Origin of the sequence: Streptomyces sp. MA5143a, assembly GCF_900290235.1 — a bacterium.
Lineage (GTDB): Bacteria > Actinomycetota > Actinomycetes > Streptomycetales > Streptomycetaceae > Streptomyces.
Map to the genome: position 1 here is coordinate 11570 of NZ_OLMK01000122.1, position 23718 is coordinate 35287.

Sequence of the window (23718 nt, forward strand, 5' to 3'; positions counted from 1 at the left end):
GTTGGCCGGGCAAATCGGACACCATCTTTGTGCACGCGTTCACAAAGACATAGCCTGCTGTCGACGGGGCGGTCTGGGGACGCATGACCGCCCGCAGCCCCGCTCTACCCGCAGGAGCACCGTGGCAACTGGCCGAACTCACCGACCGGCGACCCGCAGCCGAGGGATTCCCGAGGCCACCGTCGCCAGGCTTCCGCTGTACCTCCGTGCCCTGACCGCGCTGTCGGAGCGCTCGGTACCCACCGTTTCATCCGAGGAACTGGCGGCCGCGGCGGGGGTCAATTCCGCGAAGCTCCGCAAGGACTTCTCCTACCTCGGTTCGTACGGGACGCGGGGCGTCGGCTACGACGTCGAGTACCTCGTCTACCAGATCTCCCGTGAGCTGGGCCTCACGCAGGACTGGCCGGTCGTCATCGTCGGTATCGGTAACCTCGGCGCCGCCCTCGCCAACTACGGCGGGTTCGCCTCCCGTGGGTTCCGGGTCGCCGCGCTGATAGACGCCGACCCGGCGATGGCGGGTAAGCCGGTCGCGGGCATCCCGGTGCAGCACACGGACGACCTGGAAAAGATCATCGACGACAACGGGGTCTCCATCGGCGTGATCGCCACCCCCGCCGGAGCCGCCCAGCAGGTGTGCGACCGGCTCGTCGCCGCCGGGGTCACGTCCATCCTGAACTTCGCGCCCACCGTTCTGTCCGTGCCGGACGGTGTCGACGTACGCAAGGTCGATCTCTCGATCGAGTTGCAGATCCTCGCCTTCCACGAGCAGCGCAAGGCCGGCGAGGAGGCCGCGGGCGAGTCCGCGGCCGTACCGCTGGCTCCCAAGGAGTCCGGGAAAGGGCCCGACGGGGATGTCCCCGCCGTGATGCCGGCATGAGTCTCCTGGTCGTCGGGCTGAGTCACCGCAGTGCTCCGGTGAGTGTGCTGGAGCGGGCCGCGCTGTCCCTGGACGCGCAGATCAAGTTGCTTCAGGACACGGTGGCCGCCGAGCCGGCCACGGAGGCCGCCGTCCTCGCCACCTGCAACCGCATCGAGCTGTACGCGGACGTCGACAAGTTCCACGCCGGTGTGGCCGAGCTGTCCACGCTGCTCGCCCAGCACAGCGGGGTGGGGCTGGACGAGCTGACGCCCTATCTGTACGTGCACTACGAGGACCGGGCCGTCCACCATCTGTTCTCGGTGGCCTGCGGGCTGGACTCCATGGTCGTCGGCGAGGGGCAGATCCTCGGGCAGATCAAGGACGCGCTGGCCCGCGCGCAGGAGCTGCACACCGCCGGGCGGCTGCTGAACGACCTGTTCCAGCAGGCCCTCCGGGTCGGCAAGCGGGCGCACTCCGAGACCGGGATCGACCGGGCCGGGCAGTCGCTGGTGACGTTCGGCCTGGAGCAGTTCACCGCCGGTGGCGCCGTCGAGGCGTGGGCCCGGGGCAAGCGGGCCGTCGTGATCGGCGCCGGGTCGATGTCGTCGCTGGCGGCCGCCACGCTGGCGCGGGCCGGGGTCGCCGAGATCGTGGTCGCCAACCGGACGTACGACCGGGCCGAGCGGCTCGCGCAGATCCTCACCGAGCAGGGCGAAAAGGGCGAAACGGACGTGGTGGCCCGCGCGGTACCGATGGAATCGGTGCCTTCCGAGCTGACACGTGCCGATGTCGTCGTCTCCTGCACCGGTGCGACGGGCCTGGTCCTGACCGCCGACGCCGTCGCCGCCGCCGTCGAGGGGCGGGTGCCCGCGGGCACGGCCGTGGCCGGGCACGACCACCGCGCGGACACGCGGGGCGACATACGGCCCGTGCTGCCGCCGACGTCCCTCGGCACCGACGAGGACTGTCCGCTCGACCTCCCCGCCGTCCAGGGCGGCGGCTTCTCCGTGCACGGCGAGGCCGCGGTCGCCGGGATGGACGCGGCGACGCTGGAGCAGCACGCCGCCTGGGTCGACAACGCGACCGTCGACCGGCGCACCGCCGCCCGCCGCACGCCCGCCGCCGACGCCGAGCTGATCGCCGCGCTCGCCGCGACCTTCGCCGTCACCGGCCGGATCACCGAACTGCGCCGGCCCGAGCCGGTCGTCGAGGCGCCCCGGCCCGAGCCCGTGCTCGCGCTGCTGGACCTGGCCATGCCGCGGGACATCGACGCGGCCGCGCACCGGCTGCCCGGTGTCCGCCTGGTCGACATCGAGTCCCTCGCCGAGGCCTCCGCCGACGCGCCGATGGCCGCCGACGTGGACATGGTGCGGAGGATCGTTTCGGACGAGGTGGCCGCCTTCGGCGCCGCCCAGCGGGCCGCGCACATCACCCCCACCGTCGTGGCGCTGCGCGCCATGGCCGCGGATGTCGTCGCGAGCGAGATCGCCCGCCTGGAGGGCCGGCTGCCCGGCCTCGACGACAGGCACCGCGGCGAGATCACCCAGACCGTGCGGCGCGTCGTCGACAAGCTGCTGCACGCGCCGACCGTACGGGTCAAGCAGCTCGCGGCCGAACCCGGCGGCGCCGGGTACGCGGACGCGCTGCGGACCCTGTTCGACCTGGACCAGGAGACGGTCGCCGCCGTGTCCCGGGCCGATGACAGCCAAGAGAACGCCGAGAACCGAGGGCGATCATGAGTGAGCAGGCACGTGAGGCGCCCCAGCGTCGAGCCGAGGGGCCGCTGCGGCTCGGGACCAGGCGGAGCAAGCTCGCCATGGCCCAGTCCGGGCTGGTGGCGGACGCGGTCCGGCAGGTGACCGGGCGGCCCGTCGAACTCGTGGAGATCACGACGTACGGCGACGTCTCGCGCGAGCATCTGGCGCAGATCGGCGGCACGGGCGTCTTCGTCACCGCGCTGCGGGAGGCGCTGCTGCGCGGCGACGTCGACTTCGCCGTGCACTCCCTCAAGGACCTGCCGACCGCGCAGCCCGCCGAGCTGGCGCTCGCCGCCGTGCCGGTGCGCGAGGACGCGCGGGACGTGCTGGTCGCCCGCGACGGCCTGACCTTCGCCCAGCTGCCGGACGGCGCCCGCGTCGGCACCGGCTCGCCGCGGCGGATGGCCCAGCTGAACGCGTACGCGCGCAGCCACGGCCTGACGATCGAGACGGTGCCGATCCGGGGGAACGTAGACACCCGGATCGGATACGTGCGGAAGGGTGAGCTGGACGCCGTCGTGCTGGCCGCCGCCGGACTGAACCGGATCGGCCGGATCGACGAGGCGACCGACTTCCTCTCGGTCGACACCGTTCTGCCCGCCCCCGGCCAGGGGGCACTGGCGATCGAATGCGTCGCGGACAACGCGTCGCTGGTCGCCGCGCTCGGCGAACTCGACGACCCGCTCACCCGGGCCGCCGTGACCGCCGAGCGGTCCCTGCTCGCCGCCCTGGAGGCCGGTTGCAGCGCCCCGGTGGGTGCGTTCGCCGACCTTCTGGCCGACGGGCAGACTGTCAAGGAGATGCGCCTGCGCGGCGTCGTCGGCACGACCGACGGCTCGACGCTGGTGCAGCTGTCCACCACCGGTCCCGTGCCCGGGACGCACGACCAGGCAATGGCGCTCGGCCGTGAACTCGCGGCCGAGATGCTCGCCAAGGGCGCGGCCGGTCTGATGGGGGAGCGAGCACATTGAGCCCCACCACCCTTTCCGCCGGTCCGGACCACGGTCACGTCACCTTCCTCGGTGCCGGACCCGGGGATCCGGGACTGCTGACCCTGCGCGCCGTGGAGGCGCTGGCGAACGCGGACGTCCTCGTCGCCGAGCACGACGTGCTCGACGTGGTGCGCGCGCATGCCCGTCCGGGCGTCGCCGTACTGGACACCGACACGGGCCCGCCGTCGCCCGTGGCCGCGGCGCCCTCGGCCTCTTCCGCGGCTACTTCAGCGGATACGTTTTCGGGCACAGGCACGCCTCAGCTGACGGTTGTTGACGGCGCGTCGACAACCGTTGGTGCACCCGCTGTGCGGGATGCGGCACATCTTGTCATGGAGGCCGCGAGGGGCGGCAAGCGGGTCGTCCGTGCGGTGTCCGGGGACCCTGGCCTGGACACCTACGCCACCGGGGAGATGCTGGCGTGCGCCGCCGCGGGCGTGCCGTTCGAGGTGGTGCCCGGTGTGGCGGCCGCCGTGGGCGTGCCCGCCTACGCGGGTGTGCCGCTGCGGGACGCGCAGGGCGCGGACGTGCGCTTCGTGGACGCGCGCACGGCGTCCGAGCGGTGCTGGACCGAGGTCGGCGCGTCCGACGGGACCGTCGTGGTCTCGGCGACGCTGGAGACCGTGGCCGCCGCCGCCGGTGAGCTGGTCGCCGCCGGCCGCAAGCCCGATACGCCGCTGACCGTCACCGTCGCCGGGACGACGACCCGGCAGCGGACCTGGACCGCCACGCTCGGCACGATCGCGCAGGTGCTGAAGCAGGCCAAGGTGTTGCCCTCGCCGGAGGGCGGCAGGCCGGTGATAGCCGTGGTCGGTGAGCGTTCCGCCGCGGCCCAGCGCGACCAGTTGTCGTGGTTCGAGAGCAAGCCGCTGTTCGGCTGGCGGGTCCTCGTGCCGCGCACGAAGGAGCAGGCCGCCTCGCTCTCCGACCAGCTGCGGTCCTACGGGGCCGTGCCGCACGAGGTGCCGACGATCGCCGTCGAACCGCCGCGGACGCCGCAGCAGATGGAGCGCGCGGTCAAGGGCCTGGTGACCGGACGGTACGAGTGGATCGCCTTCACCTCGGTGAACGCGGTCAAGGCCGTACGGGAGAAGTTCGAGGAGTACGGGCTCGACGCGCGGGCCTTCGCGGGGATCAAGGTCGCCGCGGTGGGTGAGCAGACCGCCAGGGCGCTGGTCGCGTTCGGGGTGAAGCCGGACCTGGTGCCGAGCGGTGAGCAGTCCGCGGCCGGGCTGCTGGAGGACTGGCCGCCGTACGACCCCGTCTTCGACCCGATCGACCGGGTGTTCCTGCCGCGGGCGGACATCGCCACGGAGACGCTGGTCGCCGGGTTGATCGAGCTCGGGTGGGAGGTCGACGACGTGACCGCCTACCGGACCGTGCGGGCCTCGCCGCCGCCGGCGGAGACCCGTGAGGCGATCAAGGGCGGTGGCTTCGACGCCGTGCTGTTCACGTCGTCGTCCACCGTGCGGAACCTGGTCGGCATCGCCGGCAAGCCGCACAACGTGACCGTGATCGCCTGTATCGGTCCCGCGACGGCGAAGACGGCCGAGGAGCACGGGCTGCGGGTGGACGTGATGGCTCCCGAGCCGTCCGTGCACAAGCTGGCGGAGGCGCTCGCCGACTTCGGCCTCCGGCGCCGGGCTGCCGCCCTGGAGGCGGGGGATCCGGTGACGCGGCCGAGCGAGCGGCGGCCGGGGGCTCGGCGGAGGCGCAACACGACCTGAGCGGGTCGTGCCGGTCGTGCCGGTCTTACGTGAGGGGCGGCGGTTCTTGGGGACCGCCGCCCCTGCGTCTTGCGCGGTGGCTGTGTCAGCGGCCGGAGGTGTGGGGGAGGGAGGGCGGCGGGTGTGGTGGCGATCAGCCTCATCGGTACCCTGCGCGTATGGCCGACCTCTACGCAGTCGACGTGTCGATGAACCTGGCGGCTACGGTGCCGGACGCGGTGCTCTGCGAGTTGCGCCGGCACCTCGGCCATGAGGGGACGAGCGACGGTCTGGCCGAGGACGCCGACGACTACCTCCTCTGGGCCGATCGCGGCCCTGCCAGACGCATTGGTGGAGTCCTGGTCGGCGAGCTGATCAGAACGGGCCGGGGCTGGGCCCTGACGGTCCGCCAAGAAGTGCATGCCGAAGTCATGGAACAGGTCGACGCCTTGATCGAGACGCTGGCGTTCCACTCGGCCACGGAGGGCGTCGTCGGTCAGATCCGGTTCTACGAGGACGAGGTTCCCGATCTGCTTCTCACAAGGTCAGGGGAACTGGAGAGGGTGTCCTTGAGTCGGCTGCCGGAATCGAAGCTCTAGCGGACTGCTTCCGGCCGAGCGAGGAACGGGGTCTCACGTCTCGAACTCGCCGACCCAGGAGCGCTCCAGCAGGTGCTTGGGCAGGTACTCGGACTCGACGTTGATGGGCATGCCCACGTCGTGGGCGAGGCAAGCCATGGCGAGGGGACCGAGGGCGACAGCTCCGTCGGTGCTCTGTTCGCGGTCCTCGTTCGCCGTCCAGTACTCCTTGTGGAGTCGGAGGGCCTCGACGAGGGCGGTGTTGAACTGTTCCTCGTCCCGCTTGAGGAACTGCAGAAACAGGTTGAGCGGCGGGTAGAGGACCTTCAGCATCAGCTCCCGGTCGGCAACCCGGAGGCGATCAGGGTCGGTCCCCCGGAAGGCTGCGGTGAACTTGTCGCCGAGCCCGGGACGTTCCATCCAGTACGTCTGCAGAGCATCGACCCAGTCGTAGATGTAGTCGTCGTACTCCGCCCTCGAACCGCGCAGTAGATCGACCGGCACGTCGGACAGTCGTGTCATGCGGTCCTGGTCCCGGCAGATGACCGCCAGCCAGAACGCGGTGATCCAGTTACCGGCGTCGGTGAAGTGCTGGGCGCCGATGGCCCGGATCGTGCGTACCTTGTGCGCGATCCGGCACTCCACCGTCTCCTGATCCGTGGTGGCCGCCGCGAACATGGCGGAGCCGAGCTGCATCGCCGTCACCCAGGCTTCCCAGGTCTCGGACTTGTCAGCGGTGGGGTCGTGGAGGCAGTGCAGCGTCGCCTTGCTCAAGGCGCTGCTGAAGATGAGGCCGAACATCTCGGGATGCTCCGAGAGAAGCTCTGTCTCTTCGAGCAAGCGCCGGTCAGCCGCCTCGATGAAATCCGTTGCATCCGCAGGTGAAGCGTCATCGCCCCGCGGCACACGTACGACCATCAGTTGCTCCCGGGCTTGCCGATGATGAACTGCTGCATCTCATAACCAGCATATTTGCCGCCCGGCGTGGCGTCCGCCTTGACCAGGACGTAGTCGACCTTCCCCAGGGCGAGGGCTATGCGCAGTTTGCCGGCGAGGTCGGCCTCGGCTTGGTCCTTCGCCCTGTCGGCCCGCTTGTCCATCTCCTTGAGGATGGTCTCGAAGTATTCGCGGGTGCCCTGCTCTACGCGATTGCCCAGATGGCTCGTCCGCTCTCCGATCTTCGCGGTCGTGGATCCCTTGGCTTCGACGACGACGTAACCCCCGCCAGGCTTCTCGTAGATCTGGTCGAACCGGTTGTTGCCGAAGGCTCCGTCGTCCACACGTCGCGCTCCTGGATAGCGCTCCGGTATGGCGTGGTGTTCTGCGACGCGCTCCCCGAACAGCTCGCTCTGCTTGAGCATGTCGCCGTGCAACGGAGAGTGGGCGGCCTCGGCGGCGTCCATCGCCGCCTCCGCCTCGGCGGTTCGGTGTTTCAGGTACTCCTTCTCGGCAGCGGTCAGCGACTTCTCGGCAGCCGTGTCGGCCACGATGGCGTCGTGACGCGAGGTAGCCCATTCGTCGAGACGGTCCAGCACGCCGCTGTCGACACTCTTCCGGACCCCCGTCCCGTGCGGATTCGGGTCCATGTACCGCGCCGGGATCGCCGGCGGCAGATCGCTCTTGGAGATCCACTTGGTGGGATCCGCCGGATCCCGGACCAGAATGGGCAGACGTCGTCCGAACACCTCGGCCGAGGCGGACCTTCGATAACCGTTGGACCGGTAATGCTCCTTGAACCAGCGCGGATCGTTGTTGGCGAGATCCACGTGCCGCTGCATGACGGCACGCGCGTCCATCTGGTCGACGCGTCCCGACTGCGGCCCGCCTTCGCTGGAGGCTCCTTCGTCCGTCCTGCCGCCCGCAGCCGCGTCGTCACCGAGCCCACGCGCCTCATCACCGGACCGACCCAGATCGTCGAGCCAGTCGGACCCGCCCGAGCCACCTGACCGGGGCGGCAGTCCGTTACCGCCCCGCCCACCGTCCGTGGTGATGCTTTCTGCTCCACGGCCGACGGTCCCGGCACCGTCCCCGGCGCGGGTCCCGACTGCCGCGGTCTCCCGTTCGCCAGCCGTCCCCGGCGTACGCTCCCGCCCCCCGGTCTCCCCGGCGCGCTGTTCCGCCGTCCGCTCGTGGCGGATGGCGTCCAGGGACTCCCGTACCGTTCCGTCCGCGTTGTGCAGGACCAGGGTCTTGGTGTCGAGGTAGACGACCTTGCCCTCGGGGGTGGTCATGCGGACGGAGTTCTCGGGGGTGAGGCCGGCCGGGAGGTCGTCGGCGATGTTCGGGGTGTCGGCTATCCGGTAGGTGCCCTCGCCGAGCCTGATGTGCGTGCCGTTCGTGATGCCCCGCAGCCCGGCCATGACGTCACTGATCTTCACGGCGGTCCCGCCGATGCCCTTCGCGATGTACGTCATCGGGTCGACGATCCGCCCCGCCCTGCCCGCGAAGGAGAGGGCCTTCGCGATCGCCCCGGCCTTGCCGGTCGCCGCGACCGCTCCGCCCGTTCCACCCGTGAAGACGGTGGTGAGGACGTTGAAGGTGACGGCCCCGGCGGCGCGTGAGGGGTTCTTGCCCCACTCGTCGTACGCGATGAGCGCCTTTCCGGTCTCCACGACGGCCGTGCGGGAGTCGCGGAGCCAGGAGGGGAGTTTGTCGGCCGGGGTCAGCCAGTACGCGGCGCCGAGCGGTGTTCCCGTGATCAGGACGCCGGTCGCGAGCTTGCCGAGGCCGGTCCAAGCCTGTCCCGCCGCGTCCCAGCCGTTGAAGCCGACCAGTGTGCCGAGGCCCTTGATCGTGCCCCACACCCCGTCCACGACGAAGCCGACCGTGAAGTCCCAGGCGTGCTCGTGGAAGTAGTACCAGGGGTTGGACTCCTCGACGACGTCACCCCAGGGCAGACCGGCGGCGTTGTTGAGGTCCTCGCCCCGGTAGCCGTACATGTTCTCTTTGCCGGAGCCGTCGTCGATGACGAGCGGAGCCCCGCCGACCAGTGCGACGATCTTGTTGTGACAGGCCCGCTCGGCGGCCTGAAAGGCGGACCAGGCCGCGTTCACCGCGTTGCGGCGGGCCGTGTTCTCGTCGATGAGGTCGCCGTCCGCCACCCAGTCGTCGTCGTCCGCGACGCGCCGTTCGAACGCCGCGGCCTCCTCGCGGAGTGTGTTGAGCCGGTCGACCAGGGGCCGGACCTCGGTCGCGTAGTCGAGAAGTGCCTTGGAGACCGTGTCCAGCTCGGTCTGCAGGTCGTGGCCGGTCGACGAGACGGGCGCCGTCGTCGCGAAGAGCTGGTCGGCCTCGGGGGCCTTGTAGAAAGGTTCCAGCAGGTTGAAGTTGGCGTCGATCAGCAGACCCGCCGCGCCGATCGCCATGCCGTCGAACGCTATGTCCCCGGCGTCCGTCTCCAGTTGCTCCAGATTCCCGGTGAACTCCGGTATCTCGGCCGAGACAACGGGCCTGTCCTCGCTCACGCCTACCCCCGTGGACGCCCTCGCGGATTCGTTCGCGGATCGCTGCCCTCAAGTGGGCGGTTGATCGCATGTCTGACGCTCCGACGTATGAACGTGTGAGGAGCACTCAGTCGATCATTTGTACCAAAATTGCGATCGCGATCCCATGTGCTTCTGGCCAAAGCTCGCCGTGTGGGGGGGGCAGGTGGCCCTCCGAAGCCCGGGAACACGGGTCCCGGTTGGGCGAGTGGCGGGGCTGCGGGCGGTGAAAGAGGAAGAACTCTTGGGAGAGAAACCTTCCAAACCAACCAAACCCCGTGTTCGTCACCCGCTGGGGTGAAATGTGTCAAGTCGGCTGGCGTGACGATGGTTTGGGCGTGCAGGCTCGGCGGAGACAACCGCAGACATGCGTCGGCCCCCGCCGGGACTTCCACCTCCCAGTGCGAGGGCCTGACCACCGAGGAGAAGAAGAGAGCTTCCCTCATGGCTGAGACCAAGCCTAGTGGCGCCGTGCGCCCGCAGTCCTGTATCCGGCGAAACGCCACCCGTTCCGGGGTCACCCACATCAGGGAGTACCAGCCCGACCGGTTCACGATCATCGGCAACCACCTCGCGCAGCACCGCGAGTTGTCCCTGACCGCCATCGGGCTCGGGACCCACATCCTCTCCCTGCCCCAGGGTGCCTCCGCCGACATCCGCACCCTCGCCGAGCGGTTCCCCGAGGGGCGCGACCGGATCGCCTTCGCCCTGCGTGAGCTGGAGGCGCACGGGTACATCGAGCGGGTGCGTGAGCGGGTTGACGGGGGGCGTGTCGTCACGCGTACGTACGCGTACAACGCTCCGGCGCTCACGCGTGACCGTCGGGCGGCGGCGGCGAGCGCAGCGGACGGGGCGGGCCTCTCCGCCGCGCTGCCGCCGGGGGCCGTGCCCGTCGGCCAGGGCGTTTCCGCCAGTCCGCCGGGCTCCGCGGATTCCGTGCCGCCCGCTGCTTCTGCCGCTCCGGTCCCGGCGCGCTGGGGCGTGGGAGACGCCGCCCGCGCTGAAGACGGCGTACTCGCCGCACCGCAGTCCGCCGCCTCCGAGTCCGTCGAACCCGAGTCATCCGGCGGCGAACACCACGACAAGGCCGTCGCCCTGCTTGTGGGGCTGCGCCGGACCGACGACCGGTTCACGCTCTCCCGGCGGGACGTACGCCGTCTCACTCCGGCCGTCATCGCCTGGTTCGACAACGGTGCCAGTGCGACGGCGGTGCACCACGCCATGACGGCCGACGTGCCCGCCCTCGTCGAGCATCCGGCCGGCTTTCTCGCCTATCGGCTGCGGGAACTGCTCCCACCACCGTTGCCGCCCTCGGCGGAAGTGTCCGAGCGCGGGGTCCCAGAGGCCCAGCCGTCCCCCTCGTACCCCATGGTCGACTGCGCGGGTGGCTGCAATCGTGCCTTCCGCCAACCGGAGGGCACGTGGTGCCGGGACTGCCGGGCCGAGCGCGACCGTCGCACCGCCGAAGCCGAAGCGGAAGCCGTCTGCGGCCGTGCGGCCTGAGCACCCGGCAGGAAGCGCCTCGCGGGGCGTATGAGCCTCCGCATCGATCTGAACGCCTCACCACTTCGAGGGAGCTGACATGGCCCACCCCATGCCCCACCACATGACCCACTCCGCCTACGTGGAGGTGTACGGCACGCTGCGTCAAGCGGCTGCCGCACTGGAGGAACTGAAGCGGACGGGCGCCGGGGAAGGCTTCGCGGAACCCTACGCCGGAGCCGCCATGCACGCGGTGAGGTTCGCCGTGGCCGTTCTTCACCCCGTCCTGCCCTGCCAGCCGGGGCCGCCCGCCGACCACGAGCCCCAGCGGCAACTGGACCTCGCCGCGCACTGGCGGGACGCCGCGTTCGAGATCGGGGAGTTCGCGCCGGAGCCCGCCTTGCGGGTTGTCAGGGGCGAGGAAGGCACCCATCCGCGAGGAGGTGGCGTTCAGGGGGCGTAAGACGGCCGCGTTGTGCGTCAGTTCACCCTCGCGCAGCCGGTGTTCGCGCTGGCAGAGTGGACGTGTATCGCGCGGGCCGACGGGGGAGGCACGGGAGCATGACAGCGATGATCTCGGTGAAGGTCGAGGGGCCGGTCGGGCTGGACGAGCCGCAGGAGCTTCTGGAGGAGCTGGGCCGGGAGACGGGGCTCGACTGGCGGCTGGAGACGGTCGGGCAGAAGGGCACGCTGGGCGGCGATCTCGCCTTCACGCTGCTGGAGGCGCTGTTGGAGGGTGCGGTGGGAGCCGCGGTCGGGGTCGCCGCGCAGCGGGCGGTCGACACCTGGCGGGGGCGGCGGCTCGATCCGCCGACGGTCACCATCGTCTTCCAGATGCCTCAGACGCCGGGGGTGCCGCCGGTGCCGGGGACGCCGCCGCCGGTGCCGGGGGCGCCAACAGTGCCGGGGGCGCCAACAGTGCCGGGGGCGCCAACAGTGCCGGGGGCGCCTACAGCTCCGGGGGCGCCTATAGCTCCAGGTGCGCCGGGGACCGCGGGTACGTCGGGCGCTCCGGGTACGTCCGAGCCGCCGCACGCCCCCGGTGACGACGTCGGTGGTTCCGCCGGGCCCGGCACCCCTGAAGGGAGCTGACGGGTATGGCGTCGCGGGCTCTGGTGATCGGGGTCGGGGCGTATGACGACGACTCCGGCATAGACGGGTATCCGACGATCGAGGCGAGCGCCCGCGCGTACGGGGCGGCGCTGGCCAGGGACCCGCAGTGGGGCGCGGAGGCCGGCGCCGCCGTGCTGGAGCCGGAGCGGACCCGGACCGCGGACGGGGTCATGCGGGCACTGCACGACGCGGCCGCCGCGGGGGAGGGACCGCAGGACACCCTGCTCGTGGTGTACGTGGGGCACGGCGCCTACTGGCAGGACGTGCCCGGCGGGCAGGTCCACTTCGCGGTCGGCTCCTCCCGGATCAACGAGCCCTGGACCTGGCTGTCCGCCTGGTACGTGTACCGGGCGATCAGGAAGAGCAAGGCCGGCCTCAAGGTGCTGATCGCCGACTGCTGCTACTCCAACCTGCTGCCCCACCTGGGACCCGAGTCCGCGCTGCCGGGCGCCCTCGGCACCCGCTACCAGGGCACCTGTGTGCTCACGGCGGTCGGCGGCACCGTCCACAACGCCTGGGCCGACGCCTGCGCGAACCTGCCGAGCCCCCTCGACACGTGCACCCCGTTCAGCGGGCATCTGCTGAACGTCCTCGGCGAGGGCATGCCCGACCACCCCGACGACCTCACCCTCGGCGCGCTCCGCGCCGGGATCGACGAGAGCATGCAGGAGTGCGGGGTCCACCACGCGCCCCGGATGCTGCTCAACGACGCCTCCGAGGCGGCCACCCTCTTCACCAACCACGCCAAGGGGCGCCGGCCCCGGGCGCGCGTCCTGGACACCGTGGACGGCTGGGTCCGCGAGCTGCTCCTCAACGGGGAGCGCAACCTGCCCGACCTGATGCGCCGCCCCGACCTCGCCGGACGGGTCGTCGTACGGCTGAAGGCGGGCGACGAGCAGAGCCGCGAGCTCGCCCACCGCGTGGACCGGCGGGCCGCCGAACTGCTCCCCGACCCCGTCGACTTCGTCAGGTACTGGGGCGAGATCGAACCCGCGATGCTGGGCGGCGGATGAGCGGCACCCACGGCCAGGCGGCCGGCCGCCGGACCGAGCACCTGTTCCAGCTGGACCTCGCCGAGTCGCTCAACGAGGCGTACGCCTGGGTGACGCGGATCCAGGTCGCCCAGTTCACGGGCATCCTCAGCCGGATGCGGGAGGAGCACCGCGAGGCCATGGCCATGCGGGCCCTGCACGCCTTCGCGCTGCGCCGCCCCGTCCACGAACTGGTCCGGCTCGCCGACCACTTCGACGGGCGGGACGCGGTGATGCTGATGGCGACGGCGGCGCTGTCCCGGCCGGTCGGCGAGGCGGCCGAGCTGGCGCTGATGCAGTACGAGGCGGAGTCGGGCGGCGAGCGCGCCCCGATCACCGCGAGCATCGTGCACGACGTGGCCTGCCAGCGCACCGCGTTCGACGTGGCGGTGTTCGTACGGGTCCTGGAGCAGCGGGAGCCGACGCTGGCCAAGCGGACCGTGCAGGTGTTCGCGAGCCCCGGTTCCGGGCGCACCAACCTCGACAAGGCGCTGTTGCACACCGCGCTGCGCGACGAGGGCTGCCACCGGGAGGCCGACCGGCTGCTCGGGCTGACCCTGCGGGCGATCGCCGACAGCCCGCCGGGTGCGGCGGGGCCGGGTGGGGCGGGCGAGGAGGGCGAGGAGATGGCCGACCTCGCGGGCGCCTTCCAGCACCTCAGCCCCGCCGGGCGGGTCCTGGAACGCTGGGTCGAGGAACGGCTGAACGCCTCGGACGCCACGGAGGTGGAGCGCACGAGGGAGCTGGTGGCGCGGCTCATCGCCCGGCGCGGCGCCGGACACGACGCCCTCGCCGAGCACATCGGCCGCACCGCGCAGCCCCGGCACGTGGTGAAGCTCTGCGCGCTGCTCGCCAGGGGCGACACGGCGTCCCCCGCCAAGTGCGCCCTGGTGCGGCGGTACGCGGCCGGGCACAAGAACGTGCAGGAGCTGGCCGTGCTGGTGACGTTCTGGCACAAGGAGCCGGCCCTGACCCGCACGACCCGTGACCTGCTGACGGACATCGTGGCGGGTGCCGGGGCGGGCCCCTACGGCTCCGGGGCGGGCGTCAACGGCTCCGGGGCGGGTGTTAACGGCTCCGGGGTGGCCGCCGAGAGGTCCGGGGTGGCCGCCGAGGGGTCCGGGGTGGCCGCCGGGGGCTCCGGGGCGGGTGCCGAGGGGGCCAGGGTGGTCGTCCAGAGGTCTCGGGCGGGCATCAACGGCTCCGGGGTGGCCGCCGAGGGGCCCCGCGCGGGTGTCGAGAGGGCCGGGGTGGCCGTCGACGGATCGGGGAGGGGCCCCTACGGGTCGGGGGCGGAAGCCGACGGTTCGGGGGCCGTGCCCCGCACCCTGAACGAGTTGCGGCAGTTGGACGAGTGGCTGCGGGTGGAGGACGCCGACCCACAGTGCTCCCAGATGCTGGGGCACGCGGCCGCCGTGCATGTGGAGGGGCGTTCCGGTGCCGACCTGGTGACCCTGCTGGGCCGGGTCGTGCGCAGCCGCGACCGGACGCGCGCCGCCGACACGGTGGGGCGCCGGCTCGCCATGGCCGTGATGCGGCCGGACGCGAACCGTGACCGGTTCGTGGACTGCCTGCGCGCGCTGCATGACGCCCGGTACTCCGTCGCCGTACGCGCCGCGTGCCGTGAACTGTCCGACCCCTCCCACGCGTTGACGGTCGATGCCGCGCTGGTCGCCGATGTCGCGGGCCGGCTGCACCGAGCCGGGCTGCACAAGGTGGCCTGGACCCTGCTCGAACGACTGTTGGAGAACGAGCAGTTGGTGACCCCGGCCGATGTGGTCGAGGTCGTCGGCGGGGTGCTCGCGCTGCCGCTGCCGGACGCGGAACTGCTGCTGCGCGCCACCGTGGGCCGCTGGTCCGACGTCGGTCACCGCGACGACGCGGTGACCGCGCTGCGGGACGCCGGGCGGCGCGAGGCGGCGGAGTGGGTCATCAAGTCCCTGCGGTGACCGCCGCCCTCGGCTCCGGCTCCGCCTCCCGGCGGGGGCCGGGCAGGGTCGGCGGCACGGCGGCCATGTAGCGTCGGCAGGCCGTGACCAGCAGGGGGAAGAGGACGGCCGCGGAGAGGGCGGCGACGGGCAGGGTCACCAGGCCCACGTCGGGGAAGTGCTCGTCCAGGGCGTCCCGCAGGCCGGTGCACAGCACGAGCACCGCCAGATGGGTGAGGAAGAGCAGCACCGGCCGAACGGCGGGATCGTCGGGGCGCGCGAAGCGGGAGACATGGTCCCGGGCGTCGTAGCGGCGCAACAGGCGCCCCAGGAAGGGCAGATCGAGCCGGGCCAGCAGGGGCAGGCCGAGCAGCAGGGCCGAGCCCACCGCCACCGCGGCCATGCCCCGCCACACCTTGCCCCACCCGGCCTCGTGGATCACCACGGCGATCGCGACGAACGCGGTCGCGGACAGCACCAGGTGCAGTACCCGACGCGCGCCCGGGAACCCCGGCGGTTTCAACGCCACCAGGACGACACCCGGCATGGCGTACACCACCAGCGCCGGCACGCTGTTGAGGGCGACCAGATCCTCCCAGCTGCCCTTGACCAGCAGCAGCATCACCAGGCCGATGGTGAAGTTGACCAGCAGGATCATCCAGAACGCGTCGATCTCGGCGCCCCGGAACCGGAACGACGCCCGCCGGGCGGTCTGTAGCCCCCGGTGGGTGAGATGGGCGCGGCTGAGGGCGGCGACCTCGCGGGTCAGGGCGTGGGTGAAGACGATCCCGGACCCCATGGGGGACAGCACGGCGTTCAGCCGGATCAGCCAGACCAGCCACATCCCGCCCAGGGCCGTGGCGAACTGGGCGTACGGGGACGCCAGCATGTTGCCGGTCAGCTCGCCGCAGAGCCGACCGAAGATCCACTGGAGCGCCGTGTACAGCAGGAACGCGCCGACGAGCGTGCCGTACACCGCCCACCGCAGCCGGGCGGCCTCGCCCCTGCCGCGCCGTTTGACGTTGCCCGCGAAGTCCAGCGGGGCCTGGAAGCCGATGTAGGCGTAGATGATGCTGCCGCCCAGCACCATGTAGAGGAAGTCCTGCGGCTTCGGGTGCCCGGCCCTTTCCTGGAGGGCCGCCTTGGTGTGCTCCTGTCCGCTGAGGTACCAGACGTCCTTCGGTACACAGCTGTGCGCGGTGTCGAGCGTGTAGCGCCACAGGCAGACGACGATCAGCACCGGGATCAGGACCTTCACCACGGTGACGACGAGGTTCAGCCGGATCAGCCGGCGCTGCGGCAGCAGGTTGACGGCCATGATCAGCGCCAGGAACGCCACCGCGCACAGCAGACCGCTGTTCGACAGGTCGTAGGGCCGGGCCACGCTCCCGCCGAGCCCGCCGGCCTCCGCCAGCCGGTCCCCGTTCTCCAGCAGCCACGGGTACTTGTACGCCAGCCCGCGGACCATGGCCGCCGCCTCGCTCGCCGGGTTCGCCGCGTAGACGATCCACAGGCCGGCGGCCACGACCGTGGCCACGAGCGGCCCGGCGGCCTGGAGCGGCAGGAAGATCAGCCCGCCCGTCTTGGGCACGGCGATGCCCAGTTCGACCATCACGGCGGCGATCAGCAGCATCAGCGCCCCACCGGCCACCCATCCCCATATGGCGTCCGCGCCGAGCCCCCAGAAGGCGGGCCCCGCCGCCAGCAGCCATCCGGAGCCCACCACACCCCCGGCGGCCAGGCCGACGAGGTCGAGGGTGGACAGACGGCGTCGCTCGTCCGCGGCCTCCGCCGTGTTCTCACACGCGAGGTCACGCTCCCCCGTACGACCCAACGTCATCCCCCTTGACCTGAGTACCGGCGCGCACTGCCCTCCTCGCAGGTTACGCACGCGTGGACACGCCCGGTGAGACGAATGACGCGATCGTCACCGCGCGGGGGAGCGGATCGTTACGGTGCGGGGGAGCGGCGCCGCCGACGGTACGTCGGTAAAGGGGGTGCCGGGGCGGGCGTAGCGTAGGGGTATGTCGACGTACGGATCCTTTCCCGGTACGCGGCCGCGGCGGCTGCGCACCTCCCCCGTGATGCGCCGGATGGTCGCCGAGACGCGGTTGCACCCGGCGGACTTCATCCTTCCCGCGTTCGTCCGGGAAGGGGTCGCCGAGCCGGTGCCGATCGCCGCGATGCCGGGGGTCGTGCAGCACACGCGCGACAGTCTGAAGAAGGCCGCCGCGGAGGCCGTCGAGGCCGGGGTCTCCGGGATCATGCTGTTCGGGGTGCCGGAGGACGCCAAGAAGGACGCCCTGGGCACGCCGGGCACGGACCCGGACGGGATCCTCCAGGTCGCGCTCCGCGACGTACGGGCCGAGGTCGGCGACGAACTGCTGGTGATGTCGGACCTGTGCCTCGACGAGACCACGGACCACGGGCACTGCGGTGTGCTGGACGCCGAGGGCCGCGTCGACAACGACGCCACGCTGGAGCGGTACGCCGAGATGGCGCAGGTGCAGGCCGACGCCGGTGCGCACGTCGTCGGGCCCAGCGGCATGATGGACGGCCAGATCGGTGTCGTCCGGGACGCGCTCGACCAGATCGGGCGGGAGGACGTGGCGATCCTCGCCTACACGGCCAAGTACGCGTCCGCGTTCTACGGGCCCTTCCGCGAGGCCGTCGCCTCCTCGCTCAAGGGGGACCGCAAGACCTACCAGCAGGACCCCGCCAACGTCCGGGAGTCGCTGCGGGAGTTGGCCCTCGACCTGGAGGAGGGCGCCGACATGGTGATGGTGAAGCCGGCCGGCCCCTACCTCGACATCGTCGCGAAGGTCGCGGACGCCGTGGACGTGCCGGTCGCCGCGTACCAGATCTCCGGGGAGTACTCGATGGTCGAGGCCGCCGCGGAGAAGGGCTGGATCGACCGGGAGCGGGCCATCCTGGAGACGCTGACCGGTATCAAGCGGGCCGGCGCGCAGAACATCCTCACCTACTGGGCGGTCGAGGCCGCGCGGATGGTGCGCTGAGCGGCGGTATCCCCGTACGGGGGCGGCCCCGGGCGACGCGGTGTGCGTCGGCCGGGGCCGCCCCCGTCATGGGGTGGTCGGTCACTGCATCGTTCGGTCACTGCATCGTCCGGTCAGTACATCGTCCGGTCCGTACATCGTCCGTTCAGTACTCCAGGGCGTCGTCGATCGTCGACTGCCAGTACGTGACGGCCAGGGTGCTGTCGTAGTAGACGCCCTTGGCGGGGAGGGACGGGGACGCGACGGCGCCGCCGTTGCTGCCGGGCTTCGAGCCCTGGAAGCGGATGGTGGCCTTCTTGGCCGTGGTGCCGTTCTCCCCGCTGCCGTCGGCGGCGGAGAGCAGGACGCCCGCGTAGCCGGACTCGCCGGGGGCGAGGGTCACCACGGCCTGCGGCTGCGACTCCTCGATGACCCGCGGGGCCCACTGGACCTGGTCGAAGCGGACGGTCGGGTAGTAGTACAGGTCGCAGACCTTCGTGCCGGTGTTCTTGACCGTGATGAGCATGTGGTTGAGGGGACGGGCGACCGGCTTCATGGTCACGGCGGTGTTCGCCCCGTTGCAGGTGACCCGGTCCGCGGCGGCGAGCGAGTTCCCGCCCTTCTTCGACGCCTGACCCACGGTGCCCTTGCCCTGGCCCGCGCTCCCGCCCTGCTGCCCCCCGGCCGCCGAGGTCTCGGCGCCCGTCTGCCCGTTCGGGGACGTCTGGTTGCCGCCCGTGCCGGTGTCCGTGCCCCTGCCCGCGTCCGTGCGCCGGGAGTTCTCCGCGACCGACACCGAGGCGTGCGCGGCGCCCTCGTCCTTCATGCCCGTACCGTCGCCGCACGCGGTGAGGGAGAGCGCCGCGAGGGCCGCTCCGGCCGCGACGAGCAGACGGGAGGGGCGGACGGTGCGGGCGGTGCGGTACGTACGCATGACGGAGTCCCTTTCGGACAAAGCCGGTGGAGAAGGCTGAGAACAAGTGGTCGAACGCGCGCCGCTCGACCGGACTTTCGGGAGCGGCGTGTTTGGATGACCAGAGCTTGCGGGGTGATCCGTCCCGGCCGCCACCTCCGGCGGGCGATCAGGGACGCTGGAATGCTCGCAACGCCTGTGACCTGGGCGAACGTCCCTTCCCTGGAACGCGGGACGGGACGCCGGTGATGTGAGGGGACGGAGAGAACGTGTCGGGGAGCGGTGCCGGGAACGGCATGGCGGCTGATTTCGCGGAACGACTGCGGGAGTTGAAGGAGCGCTCCGGGCTGAGCTACGGGGTGCTCGCCAAGCGGCTCCACATGAGTACGTCGACCCTGCACCGGTACTGCAACGGGGACGCCGTACCGACGGACTACGCGCCCGTGGAGCGGCTGGCCCGCCTCTGCAAGGCCACGCCCGCGGAACTGGTCGAGCTGCACCGCAAGTGGGTGCTCGCGGACGCGACGCGCGGACGCAAGGGGGGCGACCTCCGCGCGGCCGGCGGGGAGGTCGCGGTCGCGGCGGCCTCGGACGGGGGCGGGGGCGCGCACGAGCCGTCGGCTCCGGTGGCGGGTGCGGCTCCGGGGGAGGGCGCGGGCGACGCCGCCGTCGGTGCGCGTGAGGAGCCGGGGCCGGCGGAGGCCGTGCCCGACGGGGCCGCGATGTCCGGGGGCGACGTCGTCGAGGGCGGCCCGGGGGCCCTGTCGTTCCGTACGGCTCCCCGGCCGCGTCGGCGGGCCCGGGTCGCTCTCGTCGCGGGTGTGGCCGTCGCCGCCCTGGTCGGTGCCGTCACGCTGGCGGTGAGTCTGCCGTCGGACGAGTCCGGGGGCGACGGCGGTCGCCGTTCCCTCGACGACGTGGCCGCCGGGGACGCGGCGGGGCCGCAGGAGGCTTCCCCGTCCTCGTCCGACGCCTCGCCCTCGCCCTCGCCCTCCGGGAGCGAGGAGGACGGGAAGGGCGCGAAGGACGGCAAGGGGGCGAAGGGCGATGGGAAGGGGGCGCCCGCGTCCGCCGGTGCGGCCACCCCGACGGGTTCCGGGGCGGGCGGCGGTGACTCCGCGTCCCTCGACCCGCCGTTGTCCGTGAAGGTGGAGCCGTACCTCTGGGAGAGCCCGTGCGACCAGCGGTATCTGGTGAACCGGCCGCCCAAGGACGTCGCCGAGCCGCCGTGGGAGCAGGACGCGGCGTCCTGGGTGGCGCGGATGGGGGCGGTCTCGTCCGGCGGGCAGTACCTGAGGCTCACCGTCCAGGGCACCGGCAAGGAGACGGTCGTCGTGAACAGCGTCGGGGTCCGCACGGTCGCCAAGCGGCAGCCCCTGCCCTGGAACGACTACGTCATGGGGTTTCCCGGTGTCGGGTGCGGGGCCGGTGTGCCGGCCCGGTCCTTCACGGTCGCCCTCGACGCCGCGCGGCCCCTCGTCAAGCCCGAGGCGGGGAGCAAGGACTTCCCGTACTCCGTCAGCGAGTCCGACCCGGAGGTGTACTTCATCAAGGCCGACGCCTCGGTGTACGACGTCAGCTGGTACCTGGAGGTCAAGTGGTCGTCGGGTTCCCGCAGCGGCACGCTGACGGTGAACAACGACGGCCGGCCGTTCCGCACGAGCGGCAACAACGGGCGCCCGGCCTACGAGTTCCCGCTGAACGGGAAGCACTGGGTGAAGGAGGGCACGACGCTCGGCGGGGAGGGCTGAGCCGGTGGGGCCCACGGGGACCGGCCGGTCTCCGGACACACGTCGAGCGTCGGTGTTCCGGCCGGCGCCTTGCGGTCGGTGAGGAACAGCGACAGCGGGCCGCGGGTGCGGCGGGCGATGAGGTGGGGCAGGAGCTGGGCGGTGCCGGACCCCGGCGGCCGGATTGCCCTGCCGCAGGTCGTGATGATCACGGCAGGGGCTCCGGCGCGGTGAATCCGGCATCTACTGCGGTGGTTCTTCCGGTTTCCGCTGGGCGGCCGCGGTGAGCCGGGCGGCCAGATCCTTGAGTGCCTGCCGCAGTTCGTCGGGATGGTGGATGGTGAAGGGCCACTCCAGGGAGGCGAGCATGTGGGCCATGCCGTCCAGCCGCTCCGCCCGTGTGTGCAGGAGAACGCCGCTGGGCCGGGCGGTGAGGGTCACCGCTGAGCGAGGCATCCGGCGAGCGACCTCATCGAGGGGGCCATGGATCGTCACCTCGACCTGCCAGCGGTAGGGCCCCTGAGCGAGGGTCGAGGTCAGGTGGGCCACGGGGTCGAAGCCGTCGGGTGCGGTGAAACCGTCGGCCCGGGAGGTGACGGAGGTGATGCGGTCGATGCGGAAGGTACGCAAGCTGTCACGGAGGTGGTCGTGGCCGACGACGTACCAGCGGCCGGTGTGGAAGACCACACCGTAGGGGTCGATGTCGCGTTCGGTGTGTTCCTGGCGCCAGGACCGGTGGCTGATACCGACGGTCGTGCGGGCGCGGGAGGCCTGGGCCAGTGCCAGTAGGACGCCGGTTCCGGGTGCCTGACCGATCACGGCGTTCGCGGTGAACGACAGGGTCTCCCGCATGGCGGCGAGCGGTTCGCGCAGGGCGTGCGGCAGCACTCGCTCGATCTTGGCCAGGGCACCGGCACTGGCCGGCGCGGCGGTGCCCATGCCCAGACGTTCTGCCGCGAGCAGGCCGAGGACGACGGCGAGGGCCTCGTCGTTGGTGAGGACCAGAGGCGGCATGCGGTAGCCGCGGGCCAGTCGGTAGCCACCGTAGCGGCCACGTTCGGCCTCCACAGGGATGCCCAAGTCGCGTAGGTGGGCCGTGTAGCGGCGCACGGTGCGGACGTCGGTGTCCAGGCGTTCGGCCAGCTCCATCCCGGTGAGCCGGGCGTTGGACTGGAGGAGCTCCAGCAGGGTCAGCACACGGGTCAGGGGATGCGACATGGATCACTCTGCATTTCAGGGCGGATTCTGTCCTGTATCGACTTTACGCTCCCCGCAGCACCTACTTCTGGGAGATCACATGGCCACCTTCGTACTCGTTCCCGGCGCCTGGCTCGGGGCGTGGGCCTGGGAAGACACCGCCCGTGCTCTGCGGGAGCGCGGCCACACGGCGCTGCCGCTGACCCTGACCGGCCTGGCCGAGCACGCGGACCAGGGCGGACCCCGGACGGACCTGGACACGCACCTCGCGGACATCACGGGATTCGTCGAGCGGAACGATCTGCGCGACGTCACGCTGGTCGCCCACAGCTACGCGGCTGCCCCGGTGACCGGGGCAGCCGGACGTCTCGGCGACCGCCTGGGGCGCGTGATCTACGTGGACAGCGCCCCGTTCGCCGCAGGCATGCGCATGCTCGACCTCATGCCACCGCAGGCAGCGGACGAGCTGCGCCAGCAGGTCGACGCTTTTGGCGACGGGTGGCGGCTACCGATGCCGCCCTTTGAGGTCCTGTCCTTGTCCAGCAGCCTCGACGGGCTCGATGAGGGCCATCGGAACGCGCTGCGCACGCGTGCCACCCCTCAGCCGTTCGGCACTTTCACCCAGCGTCTCGCCGGCCCAGCCGAGCCCGGTCCCGGTGTGGACCGTGTCCTGATCGCCTGCCGTGACTTCACGGGGCTGCTGGATGCCGGGGTGCCGATGCTGGCCTACCTGAACCAGCCGCCGTGGCGACGCTTCGACCTGCCCACCGGGCACTGGCCGATGCTGTCCGCGCCCGCCGAACTCGCCCGCGTCCTCGACAAGGCCGTCTCCTGACCGCGCCGGCCGAGAGGCACAGCCCGATGTCCGACCACGAGAGCATCCGCAGGCTGCGGGCCCACGCTCAGGCCCTGGCCGGCAGAGCATGCGAGGCCTCTGCCGAGGCGGTCGTCCGACGGGTCTTCGCCATCCAGGCCCAGGACGCCACGGCCGCCGACCTGGGCATCCGGGTACGCGGCCGGGACATCATCGCCCAGGCCATCCGCACGGCATACGAGAAAGAGCGGAGCATCGTTCGCAACTGGTACATGCGCGGCACCCTGCACACCATCCCCAGCGACGACGCCCGCTGGCTGTCGCAGTTGCTGTCCCCGCGGATCCTTGCCGCAACCAGCCGCCGCTACCAGCAGCTGAGCCTGGGCGATGACCTGCGCCAGCGTGCCGACCGTCTCATCCGGCGCGCTCTTGCCGCGCACGGCCCACTCACCCGGGCCCAGCTGACCGAGCGCCTTACCACCCTCGGTATTCCGCCGGACGGGCAGGCGCCGTTCTACCTGATCCGCCACGCGGCACTCACCGGCATCCTCTGCCATGGTCCGCGGCGCGCCGGTGAGGCCACGTATGTGCTGCTCGACGACTGGCTGCCCTCCACCGGGCGCTTCCGGTGGGAGGGCGACGATGCTCTCGCCGAGCTGGCCCGCCGGTACCTGGCCGCGCACGCCCCCGCCACCTCGGAGGACTTCGCCGCCTGGTCCGGACTGCCGATCACCTGGGCCCGCAGGGCCTGGAAAATGCTGGCGGAATCCGGCGTGATCACCGAGTACGGCGCATGGACCATGCTCGCCGGGCTGGTGAAAGAACTCCCGCGCTCGTCTGACACCCCGGACGTTCGCATGCTGCCCGCCTACGACAACTACCTGGTGGGCTACCGCACCCGCGAGGTGTCCGTCCCCGCTCTCCACCAAGCCCGCGTCCGGCCAGGAGGCGGCCTCATCCGCCCCACCGTCATCGCCGACGGCCTGGCCATCGCCACCTGGAGCCGTGGCCCCGGCTCGCGCTCCATCCAGGTGGATGCGTTCGAACCTGTCCCGCCTCAGATCGAGCAGGGTATCGACATGGAGAAGGAGGCCGTTGTCGATTTCCTGCGGCCCACCACATAGCCGACCCCGCTCCCCG

The 23718-nt window shown here is 71.7% G+C and carries 19 protein-coding genes; 14 read left to right on the top strand and 5 right to left on the bottom strand.

The window, feature by feature from the left end; translation table 11 throughout:
- The first annotated feature begins 121 nt into the window (after window positions 1–121).
- The 5 genes from SMA5143A_RS38810 to SMA5143A_RS38830 all read left to right on the top strand — a co-directional run bounded on the left by SMA5143A_RS38810 (window position 122) and on the right by SMA5143A_RS38830 (window position 5913).
- A complete protein-coding gene (locus SMA5143A_RS38810) occupies window positions 122–877 on the top strand; it encodes a redox-sensing transcriptional repressor Rex (RefSeq protein ID WP_055519708.1) in 756 nt (251 codons plus the stop codon).
- A complete protein-coding gene (locus SMA5143A_RS38815) occupies window positions 874–2598 on the top strand; it encodes a glutamyl-tRNA reductase (protein WP_107467492.1) in 1725 nt (574 codons plus the stop codon). The genes SMA5143A_RS38810 and SMA5143A_RS38815 overlap by 4 nt, the downstream gene beginning before the upstream one ends.
- Entirely contained in the window at window positions 2595–3587 is a 993-nt protein-coding gene (gene hemC / locus SMA5143A_RS38820; protein ID WP_107467493.1) for a hydroxymethylbilane synthase, read from the top strand. The genes SMA5143A_RS38815 and hemC overlap by 4 nt, the downstream gene beginning before the upstream one ends.
- On the top strand, window positions 3584–5335 hold the full coding sequence (locus SMA5143A_RS38825) for a uroporphyrinogen-III synthase (RefSeq protein WP_079049455.1): 1752 nt from the start codon (window positions 3584–3586) through the stop codon (window positions 5333–5335). The genes hemC and SMA5143A_RS38825 overlap by 4 nt, the downstream gene beginning before the upstream one ends.
- A 158-nt stretch (window positions 5336–5493) precedes the next feature.
- Window positions 5494–5913, top strand: a complete 420-nt coding sequence (locus SMA5143A_RS38830) for a hypothetical protein (protein ID WP_107467494.1) — start codon at window positions 5494–5496, stop codon at window positions 5911–5913.
- Between the two features lie 33 nt (window positions 5914–5946).
- On the opposite strand, the gene SMA5143A_RS38835 is transcribed toward SMA5143A_RS38830, so the two are convergent.
- Window positions 5947–6693 carry an immunity 49 family protein gene (locus SMA5143A_RS38835; protein WP_258193990.1) on the bottom strand — a complete coding sequence of 249 codons (747 nt, stop codon included), beginning with the start codon at window positions 6691–6693 and terminating at the stop codon, window positions 5947–5949.
- A 116-nt stretch (window positions 6694–6809) separates the two neighbouring features.
- Window positions 6810–9356: a hypothetical protein gene (locus tag SMA5143A_RS38840; RefSeq protein ID WP_107467496.1), complete on the bottom strand. Its 2547-nt coding sequence runs from the start codon at window positions 9354–9356 to the stop codon at window positions 6810–6812.
- A gap of 462 nt (window positions 9357–9818) precedes the next feature.
- Between SMA5143A_RS38840 and SMA5143A_RS38845 the strand changes: the two genes are divergently transcribed.
- From SMA5143A_RS38845 to SMA5143A_RS38860, 5 genes are all read left to right on the top strand, one after another.
- Window positions 9819–10877 (top strand): helix-turn-helix domain-containing protein, encoded by a 1059-nt coding sequence (locus SMA5143A_RS38845; protein WP_181362225.1) that lies wholly within the window; start codon window positions 9819–9821, stop codon window positions 10875–10877.
- A gap of 79 nt (window positions 10878–10956) precedes the next feature.
- Window positions 10957–11319, top strand: a complete 363-nt coding sequence (locus SMA5143A_RS38850; RefSeq protein ID WP_107467498.1) for a hypothetical protein — start codon at window positions 10957–10959, stop codon at window positions 11317–11319.
- A 98-nt stretch (window positions 11320–11417) separates the two neighbouring features.
- Entirely contained in the window at window positions 11418–11948 is a 531-nt protein-coding gene (locus tag SMA5143A_RS42750) for a hypothetical protein (RefSeq protein ID WP_146194025.1), read from the top strand.
- 5 nt (window positions 11949–11953) lie between these two features.
- The gene (locus tag SMA5143A_RS38855) at window positions 11954–12982 is read left to right on the top strand and encodes a hypothetical protein (RefSeq protein ID WP_099969866.1); all 1029 of its coding nucleotides are present in this window, start codon (window positions 11954–11956) and stop codon (window positions 12980–12982) included.
- A complete protein-coding gene (locus SMA5143A_RS38860; RefSeq protein ID WP_107467499.1) occupies window positions 12979–14949 on the top strand; it encodes a hypothetical protein in 1971 nt (656 codons plus the stop codon). The genes SMA5143A_RS38855 and SMA5143A_RS38860 overlap by 4 nt, the downstream gene beginning before the upstream one ends.
- Here the strand turns inward: SMA5143A_RS38860 and SMA5143A_RS38865 are convergent.
- Entirely contained in the window at window positions 14933–16768 is a 1836-nt protein-coding gene (locus SMA5143A_RS38865) for an APC family permease (protein WP_107467500.1), read from the bottom strand. The genes SMA5143A_RS38860 and SMA5143A_RS38865 overlap by 17 nt on opposite strands.
- Window positions 16769–16952: 184 nt before the next feature.
- Here SMA5143A_RS38865 and hemB point away from each other — a divergent pair, with 184 nt between their 5' ends.
- Window positions 16953–17945 carry a porphobilinogen synthase gene (hemB, locus tag SMA5143A_RS38870; RefSeq protein WP_107467501.1) on the top strand — a complete coding sequence of 331 codons (993 nt, stop codon included), beginning with the start codon at window positions 16953–16955 and terminating at the stop codon, window positions 17943–17945.
- A 145-nt stretch (window positions 17946–18090) separates the two neighbouring features.
- Here the strand turns inward: hemB and SMA5143A_RS38875 are convergent, their stop codons facing one another.
- Window positions 18091–18858 carry a DUF4232 domain-containing protein gene (locus SMA5143A_RS38875; protein ID WP_107467502.1) on the bottom strand — a complete coding sequence of 256 codons (768 nt, stop codon included), beginning with the start codon at window positions 18856–18858 and terminating at the stop codon, window positions 18091–18093.
- A gap of 275 nt (window positions 18859–19133) precedes the next feature.
- Between SMA5143A_RS38875 and SMA5143A_RS38880 the strand changes: the two genes are divergently transcribed.
- On the top strand, window positions 19134–20588 hold the full coding sequence (locus SMA5143A_RS38880; RefSeq protein WP_107467503.1) for a helix-turn-helix domain-containing protein: 1455 nt from the start codon (window positions 19134–19136) through the stop codon (window positions 20586–20588).
- Window positions 20589–20810: 222 nt separating this feature from the next.
- On the opposite strand, the gene SMA5143A_RS38890 is transcribed toward SMA5143A_RS38880, so the two are convergent.
- On the bottom strand, window positions 20811–21785 hold the full coding sequence (locus SMA5143A_RS38890) for a helix-turn-helix transcriptional regulator (RefSeq protein ID WP_107467504.1): 975 nt from the start codon (window positions 21783–21785) through the stop codon (window positions 20811–20813).
- Window positions 21786–21864: 79 nt separating this feature from the next.
- On the opposite strand from SMA5143A_RS38890, the gene SMA5143A_RS38895 reads away from it, so the two are divergent.
- Together SMA5143A_RS38895 and SMA5143A_RS38900 are read left to right on the top strand one after the other, a co-directional pair.
- On the top strand, window positions 21865–22599 hold the full coding sequence (locus tag SMA5143A_RS38895) for an alpha/beta fold hydrolase (protein WP_107467505.1): 735 nt from the start codon (window positions 21865–21867) through the stop codon (window positions 22597–22599).
- Window positions 22600–22625: 26 nt separating this feature from the next.
- Window positions 22626–23702: a winged helix DNA-binding domain-containing protein gene (locus tag SMA5143A_RS38900; protein WP_107467506.1), complete on the top strand. Its 1077-nt coding sequence runs from the start codon at window positions 22626–22628 to the stop codon at window positions 23700–23702.
- Window positions 23703–23718: the final 16 nt, after the last annotated feature.

What these genes read in the sequence shown, in the direction of transcription:
- SMA5143A_RS38815 (WP_107467492.1), top strand. Translation starts at nt 874, where the DNA reads ATGAGTCTCCTGGTCGTCGGGCTGAGTCACCGCAGTGCTCCGGTGAGT.
- hemC (WP_107467493.1), top strand. Translation starts at nt 2,595, where the DNA reads ATGAGTGAGCAGGCACGTGAGGCGCCCCAGCGTCGAGCCGAGGGGCCG.
- SMA5143A_RS38830 (WP_107467494.1), top strand. Translation starts at nt 5,494, where the DNA reads ATGGCCGACCTCTACGCAGTCGACGTGTCGATGAACCTGGCGGCTACG.
- SMA5143A_RS38835 (WP_258193990.1), bottom strand. Translation starts at nt 6,693, where the DNA reads ATGTTCGGCCTCATCTTCAGCAGCGCCTTGAGCAAGGCGACGCTGCAC.
- SMA5143A_RS38845 (WP_181362225.1), top strand. Translation starts at nt 9,819, where the DNA reads ATGGCTGAGACCAAGCCTAGTGGCGCCGTGCGCCCGCAGTCCTGTATC.
- SMA5143A_RS38850 (WP_107467498.1), top strand. Translation starts at nt 10,957, where the DNA reads ATGGCCCACCCCATGCCCCACCACATGACCCACTCCGCCTACGTGGAG.
- SMA5143A_RS42750 (WP_146194025.1), top strand. Translation starts at nt 11,418, where the DNA reads ATGACAGCGATGATCTCGGTGAAGGTCGAGGGGCCGGTCGGGCTGGAC.
- SMA5143A_RS38855 (WP_099969866.1), top strand. Translation starts at nt 11,954, where the DNA reads ATGGCGTCGCGGGCTCTGGTGATCGGGGTCGGGGCGTATGACGACGAC.
- SMA5143A_RS38860 (WP_107467499.1), top strand. Translation starts at nt 12,979, where the DNA reads ATGAGCGGCACCCACGGCCAGGCGGCCGGCCGCCGGACCGAGCACCTG.
- SMA5143A_RS38865 (WP_107467500.1), bottom strand. Translation starts at nt 16,768, where the DNA reads ATGACGTTGGGTCGTACGGGGGAGCGTGACCTCGCGTGTGAGAACACG.
- hemB (WP_107467501.1), top strand. Translation starts at nt 16,953, where the DNA reads ATGTCGACGTACGGATCCTTTCCCGGTACGCGGCCGCGGCGGCTGCGC.
- SMA5143A_RS38875 (WP_107467502.1), bottom strand. Translation starts at nt 18,858, where the DNA reads ATGCGTACGTACCGCACCGCCCGCACCGTCCGCCCCTCCCGTCTGCTC.
- SMA5143A_RS38880 (WP_107467503.1), top strand. Translation starts at nt 19,134, where the DNA reads ATGGCGGCTGATTTCGCGGAACGACTGCGGGAGTTGAAGGAGCGCTCC.
- SMA5143A_RS38890 (WP_107467504.1), bottom strand. Translation starts at nt 21,785, where the DNA reads ATGTCGCATCCCCTGACCCGTGTGCTGACCCTGCTGGAGCTCCTCCAG.
- SMA5143A_RS38895 (WP_107467505.1), top strand. Translation starts at nt 21,865, where the DNA reads ATGGCCACCTTCGTACTCGTTCCCGGCGCCTGGCTCGGGGCGTGGGCC.
- SMA5143A_RS38900 (WP_107467506.1), top strand. Translation starts at nt 22,626, where the DNA reads ATGTCCGACCACGAGAGCATCCGCAGGCTGCGGGCCCACGCTCAGGCC.